The organism is Acidovorax sp. GW821-FHT10E04 (assembly GCF_059415185.1).
On sequence record NZ_JBWKMT010000006.1, the window covers coordinates 316345 to 338381 of the forward strand.

Consider the following 22037-nt stretch of genomic DNA (forward strand, 5'->3'; position numbering starts at 1 on the left):
ACGGTGCATGCCGGGGGGGCTGGCAGGCGCCGCGGGCATTGCACCCGCGGCGCGGTGCCCTTACTTGGGGCGTGCCGCCGCGCTGGCCACGGCCAGCGCCGTCATGTTGAACACGCGGCGCACGGTGGCGGCGGGGGTGAGGATGTAGGCCGTGGCCGCACCGCCCATGAGGATGGGGCCCACGGTCACGCCGCCGCTGGTCGTGGTCTTGAGCACGTTGTAGAGGATGTTGGCCGCGTCCAGGTTGGGGCAGATCAGCAGGTTGGCCGAATCGGTGAGCGTGGAGTCCGCCATGTAGGCGTTGCGGATGTTGGGCTCCAGCGCGGCATCGCCATGCAGTTCGCCGTCGCATTCGATCCCGGGGTGGGCGGCCACGAACAGGTCGCGCGCCTCGCGCATCTTGCGGGCCGAGGCGCGCTTGGACGAGCCATAGCTGGAGTGCGACAGGAAGGCGACCTTGGCCGGCAGGCCAAAGCGTTGCACCTCCTGCACCGACATCCAGGCGATGTCCGCCAGCTGCTGGGCCGTGGGGTTCTCGTTCACATAGGTGTCGGCGATGAAGAGCGTGCCCCGGTTGGTCATCAGCGCGTTGAGCGCGGCGTAGTCGTTCACGCCCTCCTCGCGGCCCAGGATGCTGTGGATGCGTTCCAGGTGCGTTTCATAGGTGCCCACCAGGCCGCAGATCATGGCGTCGGCATCGCCCAGGGCGACCATCAGCGAGGCGATGATGGTGTTGGAGCGGCGCACTGCGGCCTTGGCCACCTCGGGCGTGGCGCCGTTGCGCTTCATGAGCTGGTGGTAGTGCTCCCAGTACTGGCGAAACCGGGGGTCGTCCTCGGGGTTGCACACTTCCACGTCCTGTCCCAGGCGCATGCGCAGGCCGGCCTTCTCGATGCGGGCGGCGATGACGGCGGGGCGGCCGATCAGGATGGGCACGGCGATCTTGTCGTCGATGGCCATCTGCGCGGCACGCAGCGCGCGCTCGTCCTCGCCGTCGGCATAGGCCACGCGCTTTTGTGCGTCGGGCAGGGCCTTGGCCGCGTTGATCACGGGGCGCATCAGCATGCCGGTCTGGTAGACGAAGCGCGACAGGGCCTCCTTGTAGGCCTCCATGTCGGTGATGGGGCGCGTGGCCACGCCCGATTCGGCCGCGGCCTTCGCCACCGCGGGCGCGATCTTGAGGATCAGGCGCGAGTCGAACGGCGTGGGGATCAGGTAGTCCGGGCCGAAGGTGAGCTCCTTGCCCGCATAGGCGCTGGCCACCTCTTCGCTGATGTCGGCCTTGGCCAGGTCGGCGATCTGGCGCACGCAGGCAAGCTTCATCGCCTCGGTGATCTTCGTGGCGCCGCAGTCGAGCGCGCCCCGGAAGATGTAGGGGAAGCACAGGACGTTGTTGACCTGGTTGGGGTAGTCCGAGCGGCCCGTGGCGATGATGCAGTCGGGGCGGATGGCCTTGGCGAGTTCGGGGCGGATCTCGGGCTCGGGGTTGGCCAGGGCCAGGATGATGGGCCTGTCGGCCATTGTCTTGACCATCTCGGCCGTGAGCACGCCGGGGGCCGAGCAGCCCAGGAAGACATCCGCGCCGTGGACGGCGTCGGCCAGCGTGCGCGCGTCGGTCTTCTGGGCGTAACGCGCCTTGGATTCGTCGTAGCCGTCGGGGCGGCCTTCATAGATCACGCCCTTGGAGTCGCACATGAAGATGTTTTCCACCTTCACGCCCAGGCCCACCATCACGCCCACGCAGGCAATCGCGGCCGCGCCCGCGCCCGAGACGGCGATCTTCACCGCGCCGATGTCCTTGCCCACCAGCTCCAGGCCGTTGAGCAGCGCGGCGCTGGAGATGATGGCCGTGCCGTGCTGGTCGTCGTGGAAGACGGGAATGTTCAGCCGGTCGGACAGCTGCTTTTCGATGTAGAAGCACTCGGGAGCCTTGATGTCCTCGAGGTTGATGCCGCCCAGCGTGGGTTCCAGCGCGGCGATGATCTCCACCAGCTTGTCCGGGTCGCGCTCGGCCAGTTCGATGTCGAACACGTCGACGCCCGCGAACTTCTTGAACAGGCAGCCCTTGCCCTCCATCACCGGCTTGCCGGCCAGCGGGCCGATGTCGCCCAGGCCCAGCACGGCGGTGCCGTTGGTGATCACGCCCACGAGGTTGCCGCGCGAGGTGTAGTCGAACGCCTTGGACGGGTCGGCCTGGATGTCCAGGCAGGGGTAGGCCACGCCGGGCGAGTACGCCAGCGACAGGTCGCGCTGGTTGGACAGGGGCTTGGTGGGAGTGACCGAAATCTTGCCCCGGCTGGGGTTGCGGTGGTACTCGCGCGCGGCGTCGCGCAGGGCCTCTTCGGCGGCGGAAAGTGTCTGGGTCATACGGAAATCCTGGAGATGCTCAGCAAAATGCCAAATGAGCTTACCCCATGGCAGGAGGCGCCGGAATGGGGGTTAATGCCTTCATTGCATGGAATCCGCCCCTCGCGGGATACCGGCCGCCCGGGCGCGCGCGGGGCCCGTGGAGGGCCCGCGCAGCGGCAGGGGCAGCGCGGGCCGGGCGTGGGTGGGGCTTGCGCGGGCTGCGGGCTTCCACGTCGCCCCCGCGCACGCCGTTGCGGAGGCACCCTGCGTGGCGCGTTCGGCCGCCCATTCCATCTGCCTTGGTCACAGGTGTTTTGCTGCGGCGGGGCCGGCTGCCCGATGCCGCCGGCCCGCCCCGGCGCCGGGGTGGCGCGCGGCCGCGGGCCCCTCCATCAATGTGCGTCGGCCTGGCGGGCCGCATTCACGGCGGCCGAGGTGTCGCGGCTGGCGCCATTGAAGAACACATTCAGCGCCACGGCCGTGATCGAGGCCAGCAGGATGCCGGATTCGATGAGGGGGTGGATGGCGTGTGGCATCCACTGGCGGAAGTTGGGAGCGATCAGCGGGATCATGCCCACGCCGATCGACACCGCCACGATCATGGCGTTGAAGCGGTTGTTCTTGAAGTCCACGCCGCCCAGGATGCGGATGCCCGTGGCGGCCACCATGCCGAACATCACCAGGCCCGCCCCCCCCAGCACCATGGTGGGCAGGGACTCCACCAGCGCCGCCATCTTGGGCAGCACGCCCAGCACGATGAGGATCACGCCGCCCGCCACGCAGACAAAGCGGCTCTTGACGCCCGTGACCGCCACGAGCCCCACGTTCTGCGAGAAGCTGGTGTACGGAAAGGTGTTGAAGATCCCGCCCAGCAGCGTGCCCAGGCCGTCGGTGCGCAGTCCGCGCGTGAGCGCGTTCTGGTCGATCTTGCGGTCGGTCATCTCGCCCAGCGCCAGGAACATGCCCGTGGATTCGATCATCACGACGATCATCACGAGGGTCATCGTCAGGATCAGGATGGGGTCGAACACGGGGCTGGCGATCTCGAAGGGCAGGACCAGGTCGAACCACTGGGCCTTGGCCACCTTCTCGAACGACATCAGCCCCATGGCCACGGCCACCACGGCGCCGATGACGATGCCCAGCAGCACCGAGATGTTGGCGATGAACCCCTTGGCGAACTTGGCGATCAGCAGGATGGAGACCAGCACCAGGGCCGAAATGCCGACGCCCGTGAGGTCCGCGTAGCGCGGGTTGGGCACCGTGGGCACCACGGCGAATCCCTTGGGGACGGGGGGCAGCGACGAGCCCGGAGCGCCCGCCGCGGACTGCATCTCGGTGAGCCACTTGAGGTGCTCGGGGTTCACCATGCTGGGGGCCGTGGGGCCCACCGGGTTGCCAAAGATCCAGTTGATCCCCACGCGCATGAGGCTGATGCCGATGGTGGCAATGATGGTGCCGGTGACCACGGGGGGGAAGAACCGCAGCATGCGGCTGACCAGGGGCGCGATCAGGATCGAGATGACCCCCGCGCCGATCACCGATCCGAAGATCAGCCCGGCGCCGGCCGTGCCGCCCGTGCTCTGCGCCATCGACACCATGGGCGCGACGGAGGCGAAGGTCACGCCCATCATCACCGGCAGCTGGATGCCGAACCAGCGCGACGCGCCCAGGGCCTGGATCAGGGTGACGAGCCCGCAGACGAACAGGTCCGCCGAGATGAGCTTGGCCACCTGGTCGGGAGTGAGGTTGAGGGCCCGGCCCACGATGAGGGGCACGGCCACGGCGCCGGCATACATCACCAGCACGTGTTGCAGGCCCAGGGCCGTGAGCCGGCCCACCGGCAAATGTTCGTCCACGGGATGTACGGGCGGGTGCATGGGAGGTTCCTTTGGGTTGACGGGGGTGTGGGGATTCAGGGGTGGAGACGGCGCATCAGATGGTGCACAGTTGTCCATACAAAAATCGTATACACATTAGCCCGGCCGTTGATCAAGGTAAACCCTAGGGCGTGCCAGGGCCTCGCGCGCCGCACGAAAAAAAGGAGCGGTCGGCCGGGGCCGCCGCAAGGGAGGGGGGGCGGCCCGGCCGCTAGGGACCGGCCGGCGCGCGCTTGCCCAGCGGTGTGAGCGAGTCGCGCAGGCGGTCCCGCACCAGGGGCTCGGTGGGGTTCAGCGCGCCTTCCACATGGCCGATGTGCGTGAGCATGCGTTCGCGCGCCAGGGCGGTGTCGCCGGCCTCCAGCGCCTGCACGATGGCCGCGTGTTCGGCGCAGGACTGGCTCGCCTCGTGCCGCGACTGGTAGAGCGACGCCGCCAGCGTGGTGCGCGCTGTGAGGTCGCGCAGGATGTCGCTGAGGCTGCGGTGGCCCATCGCCTCGGCCAGGCAGACATGGAAGTCCGCCAGCAGGAAGGCGCGCGTCGCGGCGTCGGCGCCCTCGATGGCCTGCTGTTCCTGCGCGATGTGGGCGCGCAGGCGGCGCGTCACGGACTGCAGCGGCCGGCCCGCGTCCGCCAGGATGCCCGACTCGATGATGCGCCGTGCCGAGAAGGCATCGCGCGCGTCCTCCACCGAGGGTTCCACCACATACCAGCCCCGGCGCGGGCGCACCTCGACGAAACCGCGCGCCTGCAGCTGCATGAGGGCTTCGCGCACCAGGGTGCGGCTCACGCCGAAGAGATCGGCCAGTTCCTGCTCGCCCAGGCGCTCGCCCGGGGCGAGCTTCTGGGCGAGGATGGATTCCACCACCTGCTGGGTGATCTGGGTCTGGTTGATGCTCATGGCCGGATTGTCGCGTGGTGGGCGGGGGCGGAGCCCTGTCAGGCGCGCGGCAGCGGCGGCTCGCGGCCGTCCAGCACGGCGTGGGCCCGTTCGCGGTCGATGTCGCCTTCCCAGGCCGCCACGGCCACGGTGGCCACGCAGTTGCCGATCAGGTTGCCCAGGGCGCGGGCGATGCCCATGAACCAGTCCACCGACAGCACCAGCACGAGGCCGATGGCCGGGATGGCGGGAATCGCCTGCAGCGTGGCGGCCAGCACCACGATGGCCGAGCCCGGCACGCCGTGCGCGCCCTTGGACGTGACCAGCGAGATCGCCAGGATGGTGAGCAGGTCGGCCATCGAGATCGGCGTGTTCGTGGCCTGGGCGATGAACACGGCGGCCAGCGTGATGTAGATCGAGAAAGCGTCCAGGTTGAACGAATAGCCCGTGGGGATGACCAGGCCCACGGTCGAATCGCGGATGCCCAGGTGCTTGAGCTTTGCCATGATCTGCGGCAGCACGCTGTCGGACGAGGTGGTGGCGAACACCACGGCCAGCTCCTCGCGCAGGTAGCGCAGCAGCTTGAACAGGCTGAAGCCCGAGAAACGCATGATGAGGCCCAGCACCACCACCACGAACAGGAACACCGCCGCATAGAACAGCACCACCAGCATGCCCAGCTGCTTGAGCGAGCCGATGCCGTACTTGCCCACCGTGAAGGCGATCGCACCCAGCACGCCCAGCGGGGCCAGCTTGATGATCAGGCCCATGGTCTTGAAGAGCACGTGCGACAGGTCTTCGATGAGGGTGGTGACCCGCGCGCCGCGCTCGCCCATCAACGCCAGCGCGCAGCCGAAGACGATGGAGAACAGCAGCACCTGCAGCACGTCGCCATTGGCGAACGCGCTCACGGCCGTGGTGGGGATGAGCTTGAGCAAGAAGTCGCTGAAGCCGCCGCCGGTGAGCTTGCTCGCGTTTTCCGCATAGGCGCCCATGGCCTTGGGGTCGAGCGCCTTGGGGTCGATGTTCATGCCCACGCCGGGTTCGAACCAGAACGCGAGCGCCAGGCCGAGCACCAGCGCGATGGACGTGACGACCTCGAAGTAGATCAGCGACTTGACGCCCACGCGGCCCACGCGCCTGAGGTCGCCCGTGCCGGCGATGCCGTGCACCACCACGCAAAAGACGATGAGCGGAATCAGCATCTTGATGAGCTTGATGAAGCCGTCGCCCAGGGGCTTGAGCTGCACGGCGGTATCGGGCCAGAACAGCCCGACGGCCACGCCGGCAATCAGGGCCAGGATCACCCGGCCAAACAGGGAGTTGAGGAAGCGGAGCATGGGAAACCCTTTGAAAAGGAAGGAACTTGCATGGCGATCAATCTTGCATACAAGAACTGTAGACAAGTGCGGCCACCCGGAACATGGGGTTATCCCGGGCTGGGGCCGGCCCGGGAAGGGGCCACGGTGCGCCGCACGGGTGCGTGGAGCCCTGCCGCCGGCGTGGGCGGTTGAAGTTCTTTTGACTTGCGCGCGGGGTATCGCCGGGCGTGGTGCGCCACAATCGCCCGCGGAGACCACCCATGACCCGCAACGACCCCGTGCCCGATCCCGTCCGCCAGGGCGGAGACTTCCTTGAATACCTGTACCGTGTGGCCGTGCGCCGCGCGCTGCCGCTGCACAACACCGCAGCTTTCCTGCCCGCGCCGCCCAGCCGCGAGAGTGGCGGCCGCACCCTGGTGCTGGGCGCGGGCAAGGCCGGTGGCGCCATGGCGCAGGCCGTGGAGGCGCTGTGGCCCGCCGACGCGCCGCTGTCGGGCCTCGTGGTCACGCGCTACCACCACACGCCGCCGCGCCCCGAGGGGCTGGCGCAGCGCATCGAAGTGGTGGAGGCCGCCCACCCCGTGCCCGACGCGGCGGGCCTGGCCGCCGCGCAGCGCATGCTCGAATGCACCCGGGGGCTGACCGGGAACGACCTCGTGCTGTGCCTGATCTCGGGCGGCGGCTCGGCCCTGCTCACGCTGCCGGCCGAGGGCCTGACGCTCGAGGACAAGCAGCGCATCAACAAGGCGCTGCTGGAGAGCGGCGCCGCCATCGACGAGATGAACTGCGTGCGCAAGCACCTCTCGCGCATCAAGGGCGGGCGCCTTGCGGCGGCCTGCGCGCCAGCGCGCGTGGTCACGCTCACCATCAGCGACGTGCCGGGCGACGACCCCTCGGTCATCGCCAGCGGCCCCACCGTGCCCGACGCCACGACCTGCGCGGACGCGCTGGCCATCCTGGCACGTTATCGCATCGACATCCCCGACAGCGTGCGTGCCGCGCTGGAGGCGGGTGATCTGGAAACCCCCAAGCCCGGCGACGCCGTGTTCGCAGGCCACGCCGTGCACATGACGGCCACGCCGCAGCAGTCGCTGGAGGCCGCGGCCGAGGCCGCGCGCGCGGCGGGCGTGCCGGCCTACATCCTCTCGGACGAGATCGAGGGCGAATCGCGCGAGGTGGGCAAGGTGCACGCCGCGCTGGCCCGCGCCGTGGCGCGCCACGGCCAGCCGTTCGCGCGGCCCTGCGTGATCCTCTCGGGCGGCGAGACCACCGTCACCGTGCGGCAGCGGCCACCTGGCGCCCCCAGGGGCCGGGGCGGCCGGGCGGGCGAGTTCTGCATGGGGCTGGCGCAGGCGCTGCAAGGGCAGGCGGGCGTGTGGGCGCTGGCGGCGGACACGGACGGCATCGACGGCGTGGAAGACAACGCCGGTGCCCGCGTCGCGCCCGACACCCTGGCGCGCGCTGCCGCGCAGGGCCTCTCCGTCACGGACCACCTGGACCGCAACGATGCCTATGGCTACTTCGATGCGCTGGGCGACCTCGTCATCACGGGGCCCACGCACACCAATGTCAACGACTTCCGGGCGATCCTGATTTTGTAGCGGTTCGCGCTTGTCCTGCCTGGGTTTCAAGCAAAAAGTGCTTGAAACCGTTGACTGGAAAGCGCGGGCAGCTCACTTTTTTGACAAGCCTTCGCGCGGCAAGGACGCCACCCAGTCCTTGCCGAAGCGCCCCTGCAAAAACGCGACGAAGGCCTGCACCTTCTGCGGCACCAGGCGCGGCGACGGGTACACCGCATGGATCTCCTGCTCGGGCAGGCGGCAGGTCTTGAGCACCTCCACCACGCGCCCGGCGGCCAGCGATTCGACCGCCACGTAGTGCGGCAGCGCCGCGATGCCCATGTGCGCGCGCGCCGCCGCCAGCAGGGCCGAGAGGTTGTTGGAGCGCAGCCGCCCCGTGACGGGCACCGACACCGCCTCGCCGCTCGCATTGCGCAGCCGCCACAGGTCGTTGCCCTGCACGCTGCTGTAGATCAGCGTGGCGTGGTCCTTCAGGTCCGACGGCCGGCGCGGCGTGCCGTGGCGGCGCAGGTAGGTGGGCGAGGCCACCAGCACCCAGGGGTTCATGCCCAGCGTGCGCGCACCCAGGGCCGAGTCGGCGAGCTTGCCCAGGCGGATCGCCACGTCGATGCCCTGGGCCACCAGGTCAGTATAACGGTCCTCGAAGCTCAGGTCCAGCTGCACCTGCGGGTTCTGCACCATGAACTCCAGCGCCAGCGGCACCACCACGCGCCGCCCGAACGCGACCGAGCTGCCCACGCGCAGTTGGCCGTGCACCTGTGTCTGGCGCACGCGCACCACGCTCTCGGCCTCGGCCACGTCGGTCACGATGGCCTTGCACTTTTCGTAGTACAGCGCGCCGGGCTCGGTCAGGCTCACGCCGCGCGTGTTGCGGTTGAGCAGCCGCACCTTCAGGTGCGCCTCCATGGCGGCGACCTGCTTGGTCACCGTGGGCTGCGTGGTGGCGAACTCCCGCGCCACCTTGGTGAAGCTGCCGGTCTCCACCACGCGCACGAACATCTGCATGGCATCGAGGCGGTCCATGGTCTGTCTCCTGTTGCGGTCCAGATTTATTCCTGGCTGGAATAAATTTTATGGTCCATCGCCACCTTCCGCCCAACGAGGGGCTTGCCTAAAGTTTGACCATCCACAAGGAGGTCAAGCAATGGCAAGAATGAAGGCAATCGAAGCGGCCGTGAAGGTGCTCGAGAAGGAAGGCGTGAGCGTCGCGTTCGGCGTGCCCGGCGCCGCCATCAACCCTCTGTACGCGGCGATGAAGGCGCATGGCGGCATAGGCCACATCCTGGCGCGCCATGTCGAGGGCGCCAGCCACATGGCCGAGGGCTACACCCGCGCCGTGGCCGGCAACATCGGCGTGTGCATCGGCACGAGCGGCCCGGCCGGCACCGACATGGTCACCGGGCTGTACTCGGCCAGCGCGGACTCCATCCCCATCCTGTGCATCACCGGCCAGGCACCGCGCGCCCGCCTGCACAAGGAAGACTTCCAGGCCGTGGACATCGCCACCATCGCCAAGAGCGTGACCAAGTGGGCCACCACGGTGCTGGAGCCCGCGCAGGTGCCGCAGGCGTTCCAGCAGGCGTTCCACCTCATGCGCTCCGGCCGGCCCGGGCCGGTGCTCATCGACCTGCCCATCGACGTGCAACTGGCCGAGATCGAGTTCGACCCCGACACCTACGAACCCCTGGTGCCCTACAAGCCCGCCGCCACGCGTGCCCAGATCGAGAAGGCGCTGGCCATGCTGAACGACGCCGAGCGCCCGCTGATCGTCGCGGGCGGCGGCATCATCAACGCCGATGCATCCGGCCTGCTGGTGGAGTTTGCCGAGGTGCTGGGCGTGCCGGTGATCCCCACGCTCATGGGCTGGGGCAGCATCCCCGACGACCACCCGCTCATGGCCGGCATGTGCGGCCTGCAGACCAGCCAGCGCTACGGCAACGCCACGATGCTGGCCAGCGACTTCGTGCTGGGCGTCGGCAACCGCTGGGCCAACCGGCACACGGGCTCGGTCGATGTCTACACCCGGGGCCGCAAGTTCGTGCACGTGGACATCGAGCCCACGCAGATCGGCCGCGTGTTCGCGCCGGACTTCGGCATCGTTTCGGACGCGGGCGCCGCGCTCAGGCTCTTCGTGGACGTGGCGCGCGAATGGCAGGCCGCGGGGCGCCTGAAGGACCGCAGCGGCTGGGCCGCCGAATGCCTGGGCCGCAAGCACAGCGTGGACTACCTGCGCAAGACCCACTTCGACAGCGTGCCCATGAAGCCGCAGCGCGTGTACCAGTGCATGAACCGCGCGCTGGGCAAGGACGTGTGCTACGTCTCCACCATCGGCCTGTCGCAGATCGCGGGCGCGCAGTTCCTGCATGTGTACCAGCCGCGCCACTGGATCAACTGCGGCCAGGCCGGGCCGCTGGGCTGGACGGTGCCCGCCGCCCTGGGCGTGCGCGTGGCCGACCCGGCACGCAAGATCGTGGCGCTGTCGGGCGACTACGACTTCCAGTTCATGATCGAGGAGCTGGCCGTGGGCGCGCAGTTCAAGCTGCCCTACCTCCACGTGCTGGTCAACAACAGCTACCTGGGCCTGATCCGCCAGGCGCAGCGCAGCTTCAGCATCGACTACTGCGTCCAGCTCGCGTTCGACAACGTGAACATGGCCGAGGGCGAGGCGGCGCGCGGCTACGGCGTGGACCACGTGAAGGTGGTCGAGGGCCTGGGCTGCAAGGCCATCCGCGTGCACCGTCCCGAGGAGTTCGCGCCCGCCATCGCCCAGGCCGAGGCCTGGATGGCCGAGTACCGCACGCCGGTGGTCATCGAGGTGATCCTGGAGCGCGTGACCAACATCGCCATGGGCACCGAGATCGACAGCATCGTCGAATTCGAAGCGCTGGCCACGCAGCCGGCGGACGTGCCCAGCGCGCTCGCAGTGCTGGACTGACCCCACCATTTCCTGACTGATACCGGAGACCTGTTCATGCCCCGTTTCGCTGCCAACCTCAGCATGCTGTTCACCGAGGTGCCTTTTCTCGACCGCTTCGAGCGCGCCGCGCGCACCGGCTTCGAGGCCGTGGAGTTCCTCTTTCCCTACGAGTTTGCGGCGGAAGACATCCGCGAGCGCATCGACCGCCACCAGTTGCAGATCGTGCTGCACAACCTGCCCGCGGGCGACTGGGCCGCTGGCGAGCGCGGCATTGCCTGCCACCCCGCTCGCATCGTGGAGTTTCGCGCCGGTGTGGCCCAGGCCATCAGCTATGCCCAGGCGCTGGGCGTGCCGCAGCTCAACTGCCTGGCCGGCAAGGCGCCTGCGGGTGTGGAGGCGCAGGTGCTGCGCCGCACCCTGGTCGACAACCTGCGCTTTGCCGCCACCGAGCTGAAGGCCGCCGGTCTGCGCCTGCTGATCGAACCCATCAACCCGTTCGACATCCCGGGCTTTTACCTCACCCGCACGGACCAGGCGCTGGACCTCCTCGACGAGGTGGGCGCCGACAACGCCTTCGTGCAGTACGACATCTACCACGCGCAGCGCACCGAAGGCGAACTGGCCGCCACGCTGCAAAAGCACCTGCCGCGCATCGGCCACGTGCAGCTGGCGGACAACCCCGGCCGCCACGAGCCGGGCACGGGCGAGATCAACTACCGCTACCTGTTCGCACACCTGGACCGGCTGGGCTATGGCGGCTGGGTGGGCTGCGAGTACCGGCCCGCGCGTACCACGGAAATCGGCCTCGGCTGGCGCGCTGCGCTCACGGCATGACCCGGCACAGACCCATGGACGAATCACCACAACACAAGGAGAAAAAGAACATGACCGACACCCCCCTCAAACTCGGCTTCATCGGCCTGGGCATCATGGGTGCGCCCATGTGTGGCCACCTCATCGCCGCCGGCCACCAGCTGTACGTGCACACGCGCGGCCGCGTGGCGCCGCAGATCGCAGAGAGCAGCGCCACGCAGTGCACCACGGCGCGCGGCGTGGCCGAGCGGGCCGACATCATCTTTCTGATGCTGCCCGACACGCCCGATGTGGAGAAGGTGCTGTTCGGCGCCGACGGCGTGGCCCAGGGTCTGAAAGGCAGCACGGCCAAGGTGGTGGTGGACATGAGCTCCATCTCGCCCGTGGCCACCAAGGACTTCGCGGCGCGCACCGAGGCCGTGGGCGCGCAGTACCTGGATGCGCCCGTCTCCGGCGGCGAGCTGGGCGCCAGGAACGCCACGCTGTCCATCATGGTCGGCGGCCCCGAAGCGGTGTTCGAGCGCGTCAGGCCGCTGTTCGAGCGCCTGGGCAAGAACATCACCCTGGTGGGCGGCAACGGCGACGGCCAGACCGCCAAGGTGGCCAACCAGATCATCGTCGCCCTGAACATCGAGGCCGTGGCCGAAGCGCTGCTCTTCGCCGCCCGCGCGGGCGCCGACCCGGCCCGCGTGCGCCAGGCGCTGCTGGGCGGCTTCGCGTCGTCAAAAATTTTGGAGGTGCATGCCGAGCGCATGATCCGGCGCACCTTCGACCCCGGCTTTCGCATCGGGCTGCACCAGAAGGATCTGAACCTTGCGCTGTCGAGCGCGCGGGCGCTGGGCGTGCCGCTGCCCAATACGGCCATGGCACAGGAGCTGTTCAATGCCTGCGTGGCGCATGGCGGCCAGGGGTGGGACCACTCGGCGATGGTGCGGGCGCTGGAGAAGATGGCGAATTTCGAGATCGGGCAGGCAGTGCCGGCCTGATGCGGGCCGCCATGAAAAATCCCGCTGGCCTTTCGGCGAGCGGGATCTTTGAAAAAATGGCTGCCAGCGCTTGTCCATCAAGCGCGGTTAGCTATTGATTCAGGAGCAATCAATACCCCAGCGTCTTCCCATCCGGGTTGCGCGGGTCCGAGTAGCCGTACAGCGCGCCGCCACGGATCTGGATGGTCTGCGTGCGGCCCATCGACGGCTTCACCGCGATGTTGTGGCCGCGCTGCTTGAGGAGCGCGATGGTATCGGGCGAGAGGCCCTTTTCCACGCGCAGCTCGTCGGGTGTCCACTGGTGGTGCACGCGGGGGGCGGCAGCGGCTTCGGCGGGGTTCATGCCGAAGTCGATGGTGTTCACCACCGTCTGCAACACCGTGGTGATGATGCGCGCGCCGCCAGGGCTACCGGTCACCAGCGTGGGCTTGCCGTCCTTCAGGACCAGGGTGGGCGTCATCGACGACAGGGGGCGCTTCTTGGCGGCCACCGCGTTGGCGTCGCCGCCGACCAGCCCGTAGGCGTTGGCCACGCCGGGCTTGGCCGAGAAGTCGTCCATCTCGTTGTTGAGCAGGATGCCCGTGCCCTTGGCGACGATGCCGCTGCCGAAGTTGGTGTTCAGCGTGTACGTCACGGCCACGGCGTTGCCGGCCTTGTCCACCACCGAGTAGTGGGTGGTCTGGTCGCTCTCATACGGCTGGGGCTGGCCGGGCTTGATGCTCTTGCCGCTGCGCGCGGTGTTGGCGTCGATGCCCTTGGCCAGGGACTCGGCGTAGCGCTTGGAGGTCAGGCCCTTCAGGGGAATCTTCACGAAGTCCGGGTCGCCCAGGTACTCGGCGCGGTCGGCGTAGGCGAGCTTCATGCTCTCGGCCATGTAGTGGATGGTCTGCGCGCTGTTGGGGCCCCACTGGGCCAGGGGCAGGGGCTCCAGCATGTTCAAAATCTGCACCAGGTGCGGGCCGCCGGAGGAGGGGGGCGGCATGGTCACGATCTCATAGCCACGGTAGGTGCCGCGCGTGGGCACGCGCTCGGCCACCTTGTATTCGCGCAGGTCCTGCAGCGTGAGGGCGCCGGCGTGCGGTGCCATCTCGGCGGCGATCTTCTGGGCGATCTCGCCTTCGTAGAACGCCTTGGCGCCCTGCTGGCCGATCAGGCGCATGGACTGGGCCAGGTCCTTCTGCACCAGGGCGTCGCCCACCTTCAGCGGCGCGCCGTTCTTCCAGAAGATGGCCTGGGTGGCGGGCCATTGGCCCATGTTCTTCTTTTCCTGCTGCAGGATCTTGGCCAGGGTTTCGCTCACCGGGAAGCCCTTGTCGGCCAGCTCGATGGCGGGGGCGATCACGCGCGACAGGGGCAGGGTGCCCCAGGTCTTGAGCGCATGCTCCATGCCGGCCACGGTGCCGGGCACGCCCACGGCGTAGTGGGTGTACAGCGACTTGCCGTCCACCACGTTGCCCTTGGCGTCCAGGTACATGTCGCGCGTGGCCTTGATGGGCGCCACTTCGCGGAAGTCGAGCGCCACGCTCTTGCCGGTCTTGGCATCGTGCACCACCATGAACCCGCCGCCGCCCAGGTTGCCCGCATTGGGCAGGGCCACGGCCAGCGCGAAGCCGATGCCCACGGCCGCGTCCACCGCGTTGCCGCCGGCTTTCAGGATATCCAGGCCGATCTGCGAGGCCAGCTCCTGCTCGGTGGCGACCATGCCGTTGCGCGCCACCACCGGGTGGAATACGTCCATGTCGAAGTCGTACGCGGCGCTGGCGGCCTGGGCCGAGGCCGTTTGCTGTACGGCGGGCGCGGGCGCCGCTGCCGTGGTGGGTGGGCTGCCGCAGGCCGTGAGGCTGGCCAGCGCCAGCGCCAGGCTGGAGGCCAGCAGCGTGTGTCGGATGTTCATGGATGATGCTCCTGAGATGGTTTTTTGCTCTGTAGGAAGGGGAGGGCGGGTGGACCCTGCGAAGGGCGCCCGCGGCAAGTGTAGGGTGGGCCCGCGCTGCGTGCGGGCGGCGGGTTATGCCGATTGAGTATGCAGCCTGTGCACGCCCGTCATTCCCGCTTTCTGTGCAGAAGAATGCGGCACGGGGCCGCGCTCCTCAATGCCTCAGCGCGGTGGTTGCGAAGCCCCTGGGCCCAGTGATTCGCGCACCTGGCTCAGCGAGCGCCGCTGGCGCCCCTGTGAATCCTGGTTGTCGTCCGACAGCCAGGCCTCGAACGCCTGCCGCAAACCAGGCCATTCGGTGTCGATGATGGAAAACCAGGCGGTGTCGCGGTTGCGGCCCTTGTAGACCAGGGCCTGGCGGAAGATGCCCTCGAACTGGAATCCCAGGCGCGCGGCGGTGCGCCGCGAAGGGGCGTTGAGGCTGTCGCACTTCCACTCGTAGCGGCGGTACCCCAGCGTGTCGAACACGTAGGCCATGAGCAGGAACTGCGCCTCCGTGGAGGCGGGTGTCTGCTGGAGCAGGGGCGAAAACATCACGTTGCCGACCTCGATGGCGCCATGGGTGGGATCGATGCGCATCAGCGCCAGGGTGCCCACGGCCTTGCCCGTGGCCTTGTCCACCACCGCGAAGTGGCGCGGGTCGGTGCTGAGCGCGGCGGTGTGTGCGTAGCGGCCGTAGTCCTCGGGGGTGTCGAACGGGCCGGTGAACATGTAGGTCCAGGCGCGTGGGTCCGGCGCGAGCCGGTAGGCCGCATCCAGGTCGGCCGCGTGGCGGTCGGCCTGCAGCGGCTCCAGCTGGCAGTGGCGGCCCACCAGAGTGACGGCGCCGGGCTGGGGGCGGGGTGTCCAGCCGGGCACGGGGGTACCAATGGGCTGGGCGAGATCATTCATGGAGGTGGACATGGAATTGCGCGGTCGAAGGGTCAAAAAAAGAGAGGTTGAACCGGTGACTCTAGGATTCTTGTGGACCATTCAAAAGATCCACTCGTGCACAATCTGATGGTGCCACCGAGGCTGTGAACTGGTGGTTTTTCACCGGCCACCATGACCCAACGCCTCCCCGCCATCGACCCCGTCCGCCATGTCCTGCTGGAGGCCCCGCTGGTGCGTGACCGGCAGGGCGACTCGCTGCAGCGCCAGCTCCTGACCCGCATCCGCGATGCCATCCTGGATGGGCGCTTCCCTTCGGGCTGCCGCCTGCCGGGGTCGCGGGATCTGGCGGTGGACCTGGGCGTTTCGCGCAATAGCGTGACAGCGGTTTATGAGCAGCTGGGGGCCGAGGGCTACATCGCGCTGAGCCGCCGGGGCACCAAGGTGTCCGCGCTGGACTGCAGCCGGGCCCGGGGCCATGCAGACCCCGCACGCGCAGCGCCGCCCCGCCTGTCCGAGCGCGGCACGCGGGTGGTCAGCCGCTTTGCCGATGCGGCCGAGACCCGGGCTTTCAGGCCGGGCGTGCCGGCGCTGGCGCGGTTCCCCCTGAGCGCATGGAAGAGCTGTTTTGACCGCGCCTTCAAGGCATCTGGCGTGTCGGCCCTGGGCTATGGCAATCCGGCGGGCGAGCCCGCCTTGCAGGGCGCCATCATGCGGCACCTGGCGGTGGCACGCGGCGTGCGCTGCGAGGTGGGCCAGGTGGTCATCACCGAAGGCGCGCAGGAGGCGCTGAACCTGTGCGTGCGGCTGGTCACCAACCCGGGCGACACCGCCTGGGTGGAGGACCCGGGCTACCGGGGGGCGCAGACCGCCTTCCAGTGCGGAGACCTGAAGGTCGAAGCCCTGCGGGTCGATGGCGCGGGCCTGGTGGTGCCTGCCGATGCCTGGTCGGCGCCGCCGCCCCGGCTCATCTACACCACGCCGTCGCACCAGTACCCCACGGGCGGGGTGCTGCCCGTGGCCCGCCGGCTCGCGCTGATCCGGCAGGCGCAGGCCTGTGGCGCCTGGATCATCGAGGACGACTACGACAGCGAGTTCCGCCACGCGGGCGAACTCATTGGTGCCATGCAGGGCCTGGTGCCACAGCCGCCGGTGATGTACGTGGGCACATTCAGCAAGACGCTGTTCCCTTCCTTGCGGCTGGGTTTTGTGGTGCTGCCGCAGGCCCTGGCCGCAGCGGCCGCGCCGCTGCTCAAGGAGACCCTGCGCGGCGGGCATCGCCATGAGCAGCTGGCGCTGGCGGAGTTCATCGACAGCGGGCAGTTCAGCCGGCACCTGGGGCGCATGCGGCGCCTGTACCGGGGCCGGCAGGCGCTGCTGCGCGATGCGCTGGCGCAGCACCTGGCCGTGCCCCATGCGGTGCTGGGGGGCGACAGCGGCATGCACCTCACGGTGCGCCTGCCGCCCGAATACCCCGACCAGGCGATTGCCGAGGCGGCCCGCGCCTACGACATGGCGCCGGCACCACTGTCGCGGTTTGCCCTGCGCGCTCGGCCCGAGGACAACGGCCTGGTGCTGGGCTACGGCAATACGTCCGAATCGCAGTACCCGGCCCTGGTGCAGCGGCTTTCGCGGCTGGCCCAGGCGCGGCGGGCACGGCGCAGCGCCTGAGCGCGAAACCGCATCAGGCGAGCAGGTCGCTCAGCGAGCGCGCGATCACCTTGGTGGCGCGGCGCAGGTCTTCGAGCTGCAGGCGCTCGTCGGCGCGCTTGGCGTGCGATTCGAGCACGGTGCGCGGGCCGGAGCCGTAGATCACGCCCGGGATGCCGCGCTCCACATACAGGCGCACGTCGGTGTACAGCGGTGTGCCCACCGCGGGCACGGGCTCGCCGATCACGGCCTGCGCATGCTTCTGGATGGCGTCCACCAGCGGCTGGTTGCCGGCCAGCGGGGTCATGGCGTTGGCCAGCAGCAGGCGCTTGATGTCCACGCTGATGCCCGCGCGCTCGCCCGCGGCCTGCTCGATCACGCGGCGGATGGCGGCTTCGACCTCCACCGGGTTCTCTTCGGGGATCATGCGGCGGTCGAGCTTGAACATCACCTTGCCGGGCACGACGTTGGTGTTGGTGCCGCCCTCGATGCGGCCCACGTTCAGGTACGGGTGCTTGATGCCCGCCACCTTGGACGTGACCTTCTTGTACTCGTCGTTCTGCGCATACAGTGCGTTCAGGATGTGCACCGCACCCTGCAGCGCGTCCACGCCGGTGTGGGGCACGGCCGCGTGGGCCATCTTGCCGTGCACGGTCACTTCCATCTGCAGGCAGCCGTTGTGGGCGGTGACCACTTCGTAGCTGAAGCCGGCGGCGATCATCAGGTCGGGCTTGGTGAGCCCCTTTTGCAGCAGCCAGCCGGGGCCGAGTTCGCCACCGAATTCCTCGTCGTAAGTGAAGTGCAGTTCCACCGCGCCCCGCGAGGGCTTGGCGGCGGCTTCCAGCGCGCGCACCGCGAAGGTGAAGCTGGCGAAGTCGCTCTTGCTCACGGCGGTGGCGCGGCCGTACATGGCGCCGTCCACAATTTCGGCGCCGTAGGGGTCGTGCGTCCAGCCTTCGCCGGGGGGCACCACGTCGCCGTGGGCGTTCAGGGCAATGGTCTTGCCGCCGCTGCCGTACGGTCTGCGCACGATGAGGTTGGTGATGGATTCCATGCCGTACGCCAACACGTCGGCGGCCGGCACCGCGTGCTTCTCGGCCTCGTAGCCGAAGTCCTTGAGCAATTCGGCCGTGCGCTCGGCGTGGGGAGCGTTGTTGCCGGGCGGGGTGTCGGTGGGCACGCGCACCAGGGCCTGCAGAAAGCGCACTTCCTCATCGAAGTGCTGGTCGATCCAGGCGTCGAGAGCGGCGTAGGCGGTGGGGGTGTTTGTCGTCATGGTTGTTGTTCCTCGGCAAGTTGGCGCAGGACCTGGGTGAAGGCGTCCACGGCCAGCTGCATGTCGTTGTTGGTGGTGGATTCGAGCGGGTTGTGGCTGATGCCCGAGTTCAGTCCGCGCACGAAGAGCATGGCCTGGGGCATGATTTCGTGCAGCTTCATCGCATCGTGTCCCGCCCCGCTGGGCATGCGGAACACGGGCACGCCCAGCGTGTCCACGGCGCGCTCCCAGTGGTGCTGCCAGGCGGGCGCGCTGGGCGCGGCGGCGGCGCGCATGGATTCTTCCAGCGTGTAGCGCAGGCCGCGCCGGGCGGCGATCCTGGCGAGCTGCTCCCTCACGTCGTTCACCAGCGCGTCGCGCTGGGCGTCGGTGGGCGCGCGCAGGTCCAGGCTGAATTGGCAGCGGCCGGGCACCACGTTGATGGAGCCTGCGGGCACCTGCAGCTGGCCGATGGTGCCCACCGAGTCGCCGTCCTGCGCGGCGCGCTGCTCCACGTACAGCGCGAGTTCCGCCACGGCCACGGCGGCGTCGCGGCGGCGGTCCATGGGGGTGGTGCCGGCGTGGCTGGCGGTGCCGATCATTTCGCACAGAAAACGCACGCTGCCGTTGATGGAGGTGACCACGCCCAGGGGCAGGTCCAGCTCGTTGAGCACGGGGCCCTGCTCGATGTGTACCTCGATGAAACCCAGGTATTGCGCGGGGTCGCGCTGGAGCTTGGGGATGTCGTCGATGCACAAGCCCGCGTGCTGCATGGCCGTGCGCATGGTCACGCCGTCCACGTCCTTCTGGTCGAGCCAGGCCGGGTTGAAGTCGCCGATGAGCGCGCCCGAGCCGAGGAACGTGGCCTTGTAGCGCTGGCCTTCCTCTTCGGCAAAGCCCACCACCTCGATGCCGAAGGGCAGCCGCCGGCCGGCGCGGTGCAGCTCGCGCACGCAGGCCATGGGCACGAAGATGCCCAGGCGGCCGTCGTACTTGCCGCCGTTGCGCACTGTGTCGTAGTGGCTGCCGGTGATGAGGTAGCGGGCCCCTTCCGTGGCCGGGTGGTAGCGCCCCACCACGTTGCCCACGGCGTCGATCTCCACTTCGTCGAAGCCGCAGTCGCGCATCCAGTGGCTGATGCGCTGGGCGCAGGCGCGGTGCGCGTCGGTCAGATACGTGACGGTGAGCTGGCCCTTTTCAGCGAAGCCGGGGTCGGAGTGTTCGGCCAGCTTTTCCTGCCAGTCCCACACGTCGTTGCCCAGCACGGGCTCGGCGGCGAACTTGTCGTTCAGGCGGATCTCGGCGATGCGGTGGATGTTGCGCAGGGCCTCGGCCAGTTCGAACTCGGGGTGGTTGTCCAGGCGCCGCGCAAAGGTGTCGATGATCTCCTGCTTGGGCAGGCCCGTGCCGCGCGGCCCGCGCACCGCCAGGATGAACGGGAAGCCGAAGCGCTCGTTGTAGGCGGCGTTGAGCGCCTGGATGCGCGCGAACTCCTCGGGTGTGCACTGGGTGAGGCCCGCCTTGCTCTGCTCGTTGGTGGACTCGGCCGTGAGGTTCTTGGCCACCATTGCTTTGCCCGCCAGTTCCGGGTGGGCGCGGATCAGTGCCAGCTGCGTGTCCTGGCCCGCCGTGCGCACCACCTGGGCCAGCGCGTGCTGCAGGTGGGCCTGCGAGCGGAAGGGCCGCTGCGCCAGCGCCTGCTCGGCGATCCAGGGCGAGTGCTCGTACAGGCCATCGAGCAGCTGCAGGGCCTCGGCGCTGCTGGCGGCGTTGAGTTGTTCCAGTGTCAGGGCCATGGTCAGCCTGCTTTCTGTGAAGGGTAGGGGTGCGCCTGTTTCCAGTGGCGCGCGATGTCGATACGGCGGCACACCCACACGTCGCCGTGCCGCTCGATGTGGTCCAGGAAACGCTGCAGCGCGGTGATGCGGCCGGGCCGGCCCAGCAGGCGGCAGTGCATGCCGATGCTCATCATCTTGGGCGCGTTGTCGCCAGCCGGGTCGCCTTCGGCGTACAGCGCGTCGAACGTGTCCTTCATGTACTGGAAGAACGGGTCGGCGTGCGAGTAGCCCTGCGGCAGCGCGAAGCGCATGTCGTTGCAGTCGAGCGTGTAGGGCACGATGAGCTGGGGCGCGGTGGTGCCATCGCTCTTTTTCACGTCCATCCAGAACGGCAGGTCGTCGCCGTAGTAGTCGCTGTCGTATTCGAAGCCGCCGAAGTCGGCCACGAGGCGGCGGGTGTTGGGGCTGTCGCGGCCGGTGTACCAGCCCAGGCCATGCACATGGCCTTCCGAGCTTTCTCGGGGGCCCGTCATGCGCTCAATGATCTCCATGGCCTCGACCATGTGGGCGCGCTCGACCTCTTCGGGCACATGCTGGTAGTGGATCCACTTGAGGCCGTGGCAGGCGATCTCGTGGCCCAGCTGCACGAACGCCTGGGTCAGCTCGGGGTGGCGCTGCAGTGCGCTCGACACGCCGAACACGGTGAGCGGCAGCTTGCGCTTTTCGAACTCGCGCAGGATGCGCCACACGCCGGCGCGCGAACCGTATTCGTAGATGCCTTCCATGCTCATGTGCCGCTCGGGGTAGCTCGCGGGGTTGAACATTTCGGACAGGAACTGCTCGCTGCCCGCGTCGCCGTGCAGCACGGCGTTCTCGCCGCCTTCTTCGTAGTTGAGCACGAACTGCACGGCGATGCGCGCACCGCCCGGCCATTGCGCATGGGGCGGGGTCTTGCCGTAGCCGATGAGGTCGCGGGGGTAGGGCTGGGTGGAGTCGTAGATCATGGGCATGAAGGATTCAAGGGGTCTGTCACGCGCTGGGATGTCACGTGCTGAGCGCGGCGGCCAGGTCGCTGGCCGGGCGCTTGCGGTCGAAGGTCAGGCTGGCTTCCACGTGCTCCAGGTGGGCCTGCATGAGGGAGACGGCCAGGGCCTCGTCGCGCGCGGCGAGCGCGGCCACGATGTCGCCATGCTCCTCGTGGGAGTGTTCGGCGGCGCTGGCCGACTGGTACATCAGCGTGATGAGGGCACAGCGAGAGATCAGGTCGCCCAGCATCTGCGCCAGCACCTCGTTGCCCATGAGCTCGGCCATGCGCACATGGAAGTCGCCCAGCAGCTCGGTGCGGCTGCTCGCATCGGCCGTGCCCATGGCGGCCTTCTCGCTGGCGACGTGGGCGCGCAGCGCCTTGATCTTGGCGGGCGTCACGCTCTGCACGAAGGCCCGCGTCATCTCGGTCTCGAGCATGCGTCGCACGGCGAACACCTGGCGGGCCTCTTCGACCGAGGGGGTGGACACGAACGCTCCGCGCGCGGGCTCCAGCGTGACGAGGCGGTTCTGCGCCAGCTGGAACAGCGCCTGGCGCACCAGCGTGCGCGACACGCCGAAATGGTCGGCCAGTTTCTGCTCGGCCAGCTTGGTGCCCGGCTGCAGGCGGTGCTCGACGATGGCGCGGGTCAACGCGTCGACAATGGCACTGGTGGATGAAGATTCCATGGTTGCATGATACGTTGGATGGCGAAAAGTGTATACACTTTTGGTCTACACGCTGCGATCTGGCAATCCTCGCCGATCGGCCGTGGTCCCCACTTCAGGAGATTCCCT

The 22037-nt window shown here is 68.7% G+C and carries 15 protein-coding genes and 1 pseudogene; 5 read left to right on the plus strand and 11 right to left on the minus strand.

What is annotated here, in order from left to right:
- Window positions 1-60: 60 nt before the first annotated feature.
- The 4 genes from AC07OC_RS20535 to AC07OC_RS20550 all read right to left on the minus strand — a co-directional run bounded on the left by AC07OC_RS20535 (window position 61) and on the right by AC07OC_RS20550 (window position 6449).
- On the minus strand, window positions 61-2367 hold the full coding sequence (locus AC07OC_RS20535; RefSeq protein WP_218341477.1) for an NADP-dependent malic enzyme: 2307 nt from the start codon (window positions 2365-2367) through the stop codon (window positions 61-63).
- A 374-nt stretch (window positions 2368-2741) separates the two neighbouring features.
- A complete protein-coding gene (locus AC07OC_RS20540) occupies window positions 2742-4229 on the minus strand; it encodes a nucleobase:cation symporter-2 family protein (protein WP_218293601.1) in 1488 nt (495 codons plus the stop codon).
- Window positions 4230-4440: 211 nt separating this feature from the next.
- Window positions 4441-5130 (minus strand): GntR family transcriptional regulator, encoded by a 690-nt coding sequence (locus AC07OC_RS20545; RefSeq protein WP_218293602.1) that lies wholly within the window; start codon window positions 5128-5130, stop codon window positions 4441-4443.
- Window positions 5131-5168: 38 nt separating this feature from the next.
- A complete protein-coding gene (locus tag AC07OC_RS20550; RefSeq protein ID WP_218293603.1) occupies window positions 5169-6449 on the minus strand; it encodes a C4-dicarboxylate transporter DctA in 1281 nt (426 codons plus the stop codon).
- Window positions 6450-6691: 242 nt separating this feature from the next.
- On the opposite strand from AC07OC_RS20550, the gene AC07OC_RS20555 reads away from it, so the two are divergent.
- Window positions 6692-8032: a glycerate kinase type-2 family protein gene (locus tag AC07OC_RS20555; protein WP_492244208.1), complete on the plus strand. Its 1341-nt coding sequence runs from the start codon at window positions 6692-6694 to the stop codon at window positions 8030-8032.
- Between the two features lie 72 nt (window positions 8033-8104).
- On the opposite strand, the gene AC07OC_RS20560 is transcribed toward AC07OC_RS20555, so the two are convergent.
- Window positions 8105-9034: a LysR family transcriptional regulator gene (locus AC07OC_RS20560; protein ID WP_494602069.1), complete on the minus strand. Its 930-nt coding sequence runs from the start codon at window positions 9032-9034 to the stop codon at window positions 8105-8107.
- Between the two features lie 121 nt (window positions 9035-9155).
- Here AC07OC_RS20560 and gcl point away from each other — a divergent pair, with 121 nt between their 5' ends.
- From gcl to glxR, 3 genes are read left to right on the plus strand one after another with little or no spacing between them, the layout of a single operon-like run.
- Entirely contained in the window at window positions 9156-10946 is a 1791-nt protein-coding gene (gene gcl, locus AC07OC_RS20565; protein ID WP_494602071.1) for a glyoxylate carboligase, read from the plus strand.
- Window positions 10947-10982: 36 nt separating this feature from the next.
- Window positions 10983-11762: a hydroxypyruvate isomerase gene (hyi, locus tag AC07OC_RS20570; RefSeq protein WP_218341473.1), complete on the plus strand. Its 780-nt coding sequence runs from the start codon at window positions 10983-10985 to the stop codon at window positions 11760-11762.
- 50 nt (window positions 11763-11812) lie between these two features.
- Window positions 11813-12727 (plus strand): 2-hydroxy-3-oxopropionate reductase, encoded by a 915-nt coding sequence (gene glxR / locus AC07OC_RS20575; protein ID WP_218293608.1) that lies wholly within the window; start codon window positions 11813-11815, stop codon window positions 12725-12727.
- A 109-nt stretch (window positions 12728-12836) separates the two neighbouring features.
- Here the strand turns inward: glxR and ggt are convergent, their stop codons facing one another.
- A complete protein-coding gene (gene ggt / locus AC07OC_RS20580) occupies window positions 12837-14621 on the minus strand; it encodes a gamma-glutamyltransferase (RefSeq protein WP_218341471.1) in 1785 nt (594 codons plus the stop codon).
- A 237-nt stretch (window positions 14622-14858) separates the two neighbouring features.
- Window positions 14859-15566 (minus strand): annotated as a pseudogene (locus tag AC07OC_RS20585) (GNAT family N-acetyltransferase); the annotation flags it as partial.
- Window positions 15567-15707: 141 nt separating this feature from the next.
- Here AC07OC_RS20585 and pdxR point away from each other — a divergent pair.
- Window positions 15708-17204 carry a MocR-like pyridoxine biosynthesis transcription factor PdxR gene (gene pdxR, locus AC07OC_RS20590; RefSeq protein ID WP_494602074.1) on the plus strand — a complete coding sequence of 499 codons (1497 nt, stop codon included), beginning with the start codon at window positions 15708-15710 and terminating at the stop codon, window positions 17202-17204.
- Window positions 17205-17217: 13 nt separating this feature from the next.
- Here pdxR and AC07OC_RS20595 read toward each other — a convergent pair whose 3' ends face one another.
- The 4 genes from AC07OC_RS20595 to AC07OC_RS20610 are packed head-to-tail and all read right to left on the minus strand — an operon-like array spanning window position 17218 to window position 21929.
- Window positions 17218-18459: a M20 family metallopeptidase gene (locus AC07OC_RS20595; protein ID WP_218341468.1), complete on the minus strand. Its 1242-nt coding sequence runs from the start codon at window positions 18457-18459 to the stop codon at window positions 17218-17220.
- A complete protein-coding gene (gene uraD, locus AC07OC_RS20600; protein ID WP_494602076.1) occupies window positions 18456-20234 on the minus strand; it encodes a 2-oxo-4-hydroxy-4-carboxy-5-ureidoimidazoline decarboxylase in 1779 nt (592 codons plus the stop codon). The genes AC07OC_RS20595 and uraD overlap by 4 nt, the downstream gene beginning before the upstream one ends.
- A gap of 2 nt (window positions 20235-20236) precedes the next feature.
- Window positions 20237-21220, minus strand: a complete 984-nt coding sequence (gene puuE, locus AC07OC_RS20605) for an allantoinase PuuE (protein WP_218341542.1) — start codon at window positions 21218-21220, stop codon at window positions 20237-20239.
- A gap of 40 nt (window positions 21221-21260) precedes the next feature.
- Window positions 21261-21929 carry a GntR family transcriptional regulator gene (locus AC07OC_RS20610; protein ID WP_218341466.1) on the minus strand — a complete coding sequence of 223 codons (669 nt, stop codon included), beginning with the start codon at window positions 21927-21929 and terminating at the stop codon, window positions 21261-21263.
- Window positions 21930-22037 lie beyond the last annotated feature (108 nt).

What these genes read in the sequence shown, in the direction of transcription:
- ggt (WP_218341471.1), bottom strand. Translation starts at nt 14,621, where the DNA reads ATGAACATCCGACACACGCTGCTGGCCTCCAGCCTGGCGCTGGCGCTG.
- AC07OC_RS20545 (WP_218293602.1), bottom strand. Translation starts at nt 5,130, where the DNA reads ATGAGCATCAACCAGACCCAGATCACCCAGCAGGTGGTGGAATCCATC.
- gcl (WP_494602071.1), top strand. Translation starts at nt 9,156, where the DNA reads ATGGCAAGAATGAAGGCAATCGAAGCGGCCGTGAAGGTGCTCGAGAAG.
- hyi (WP_218341473.1), top strand. Translation starts at nt 10,983, where the DNA reads ATGCCCCGTTTCGCTGCCAACCTCAGCATGCTGTTCACCGAGGTGCCT.
- AC07OC_RS20595 (WP_218341468.1), bottom strand. Translation starts at nt 18,459, where the DNA reads ATGACGACAAACACCCCCACCGCCTACGCCGCTCTCGACGCCTGGATC.
- AC07OC_RS20610 (WP_218341466.1), bottom strand. Translation starts at nt 21,929, where the DNA reads ATGGAATCTTCATCCACCAGTGCCATTGTCGACGCGTTGACCCGCGCC.
- pdxR (WP_494602074.1), top strand. Translation starts at nt 15,708, where the DNA reads ATGACCCAACGCCTCCCCGCCATCGACCCCGTCCGCCATGTCCTGCTG.
- AC07OC_RS20535 (WP_218341477.1), bottom strand. Translation starts at nt 2,367, where the DNA reads ATGACCCAGACACTTTCCGCCGCCGAAGAGGCCCTGCGCGACGCCGCG.
- AC07OC_RS20555 (WP_492244208.1), top strand. Translation starts at nt 6,692, where the DNA reads ATGACCCGCAACGACCCCGTGCCCGATCCCGTCCGCCAGGGCGGAGAC.
- puuE (WP_218341542.1), bottom strand. Translation starts at nt 21,220, where the DNA reads ATGATCTACGACTCCACCCAGCCCTACCCCCGCGACCTCATCGGCTAC.
- AC07OC_RS20560 (WP_494602069.1), bottom strand. Translation starts at nt 9,034, where the DNA reads ATGGACCGCCTCGATGCCATGCAGATGTTCGTGCGCGTGGTGGAGACC.
- AC07OC_RS20550 (WP_218293603.1), bottom strand. Translation starts at nt 6,449, where the DNA reads ATGCTCCGCTTCCTCAACTCCCTGTTTGGCCGGGTGATCCTGGCCCTG.
- glxR (WP_218293608.1), top strand. Translation starts at nt 11,813, where the DNA reads ATGACCGACACCCCCCTCAAACTCGGCTTCATCGGCCTGGGCATCATG.
- AC07OC_RS20540 (WP_218293601.1), bottom strand. Translation starts at nt 4,229, where the DNA reads ATGCACCCGCCCGTACATCCCGTGGACGAACATTTGCCGGTGGGCCGG.
- uraD (WP_494602076.1), bottom strand. Translation starts at nt 20,234, where the DNA reads ATGGCCCTGACACTGGAACAACTCAACGCCGCCAGCAGCGCCGAGGCC.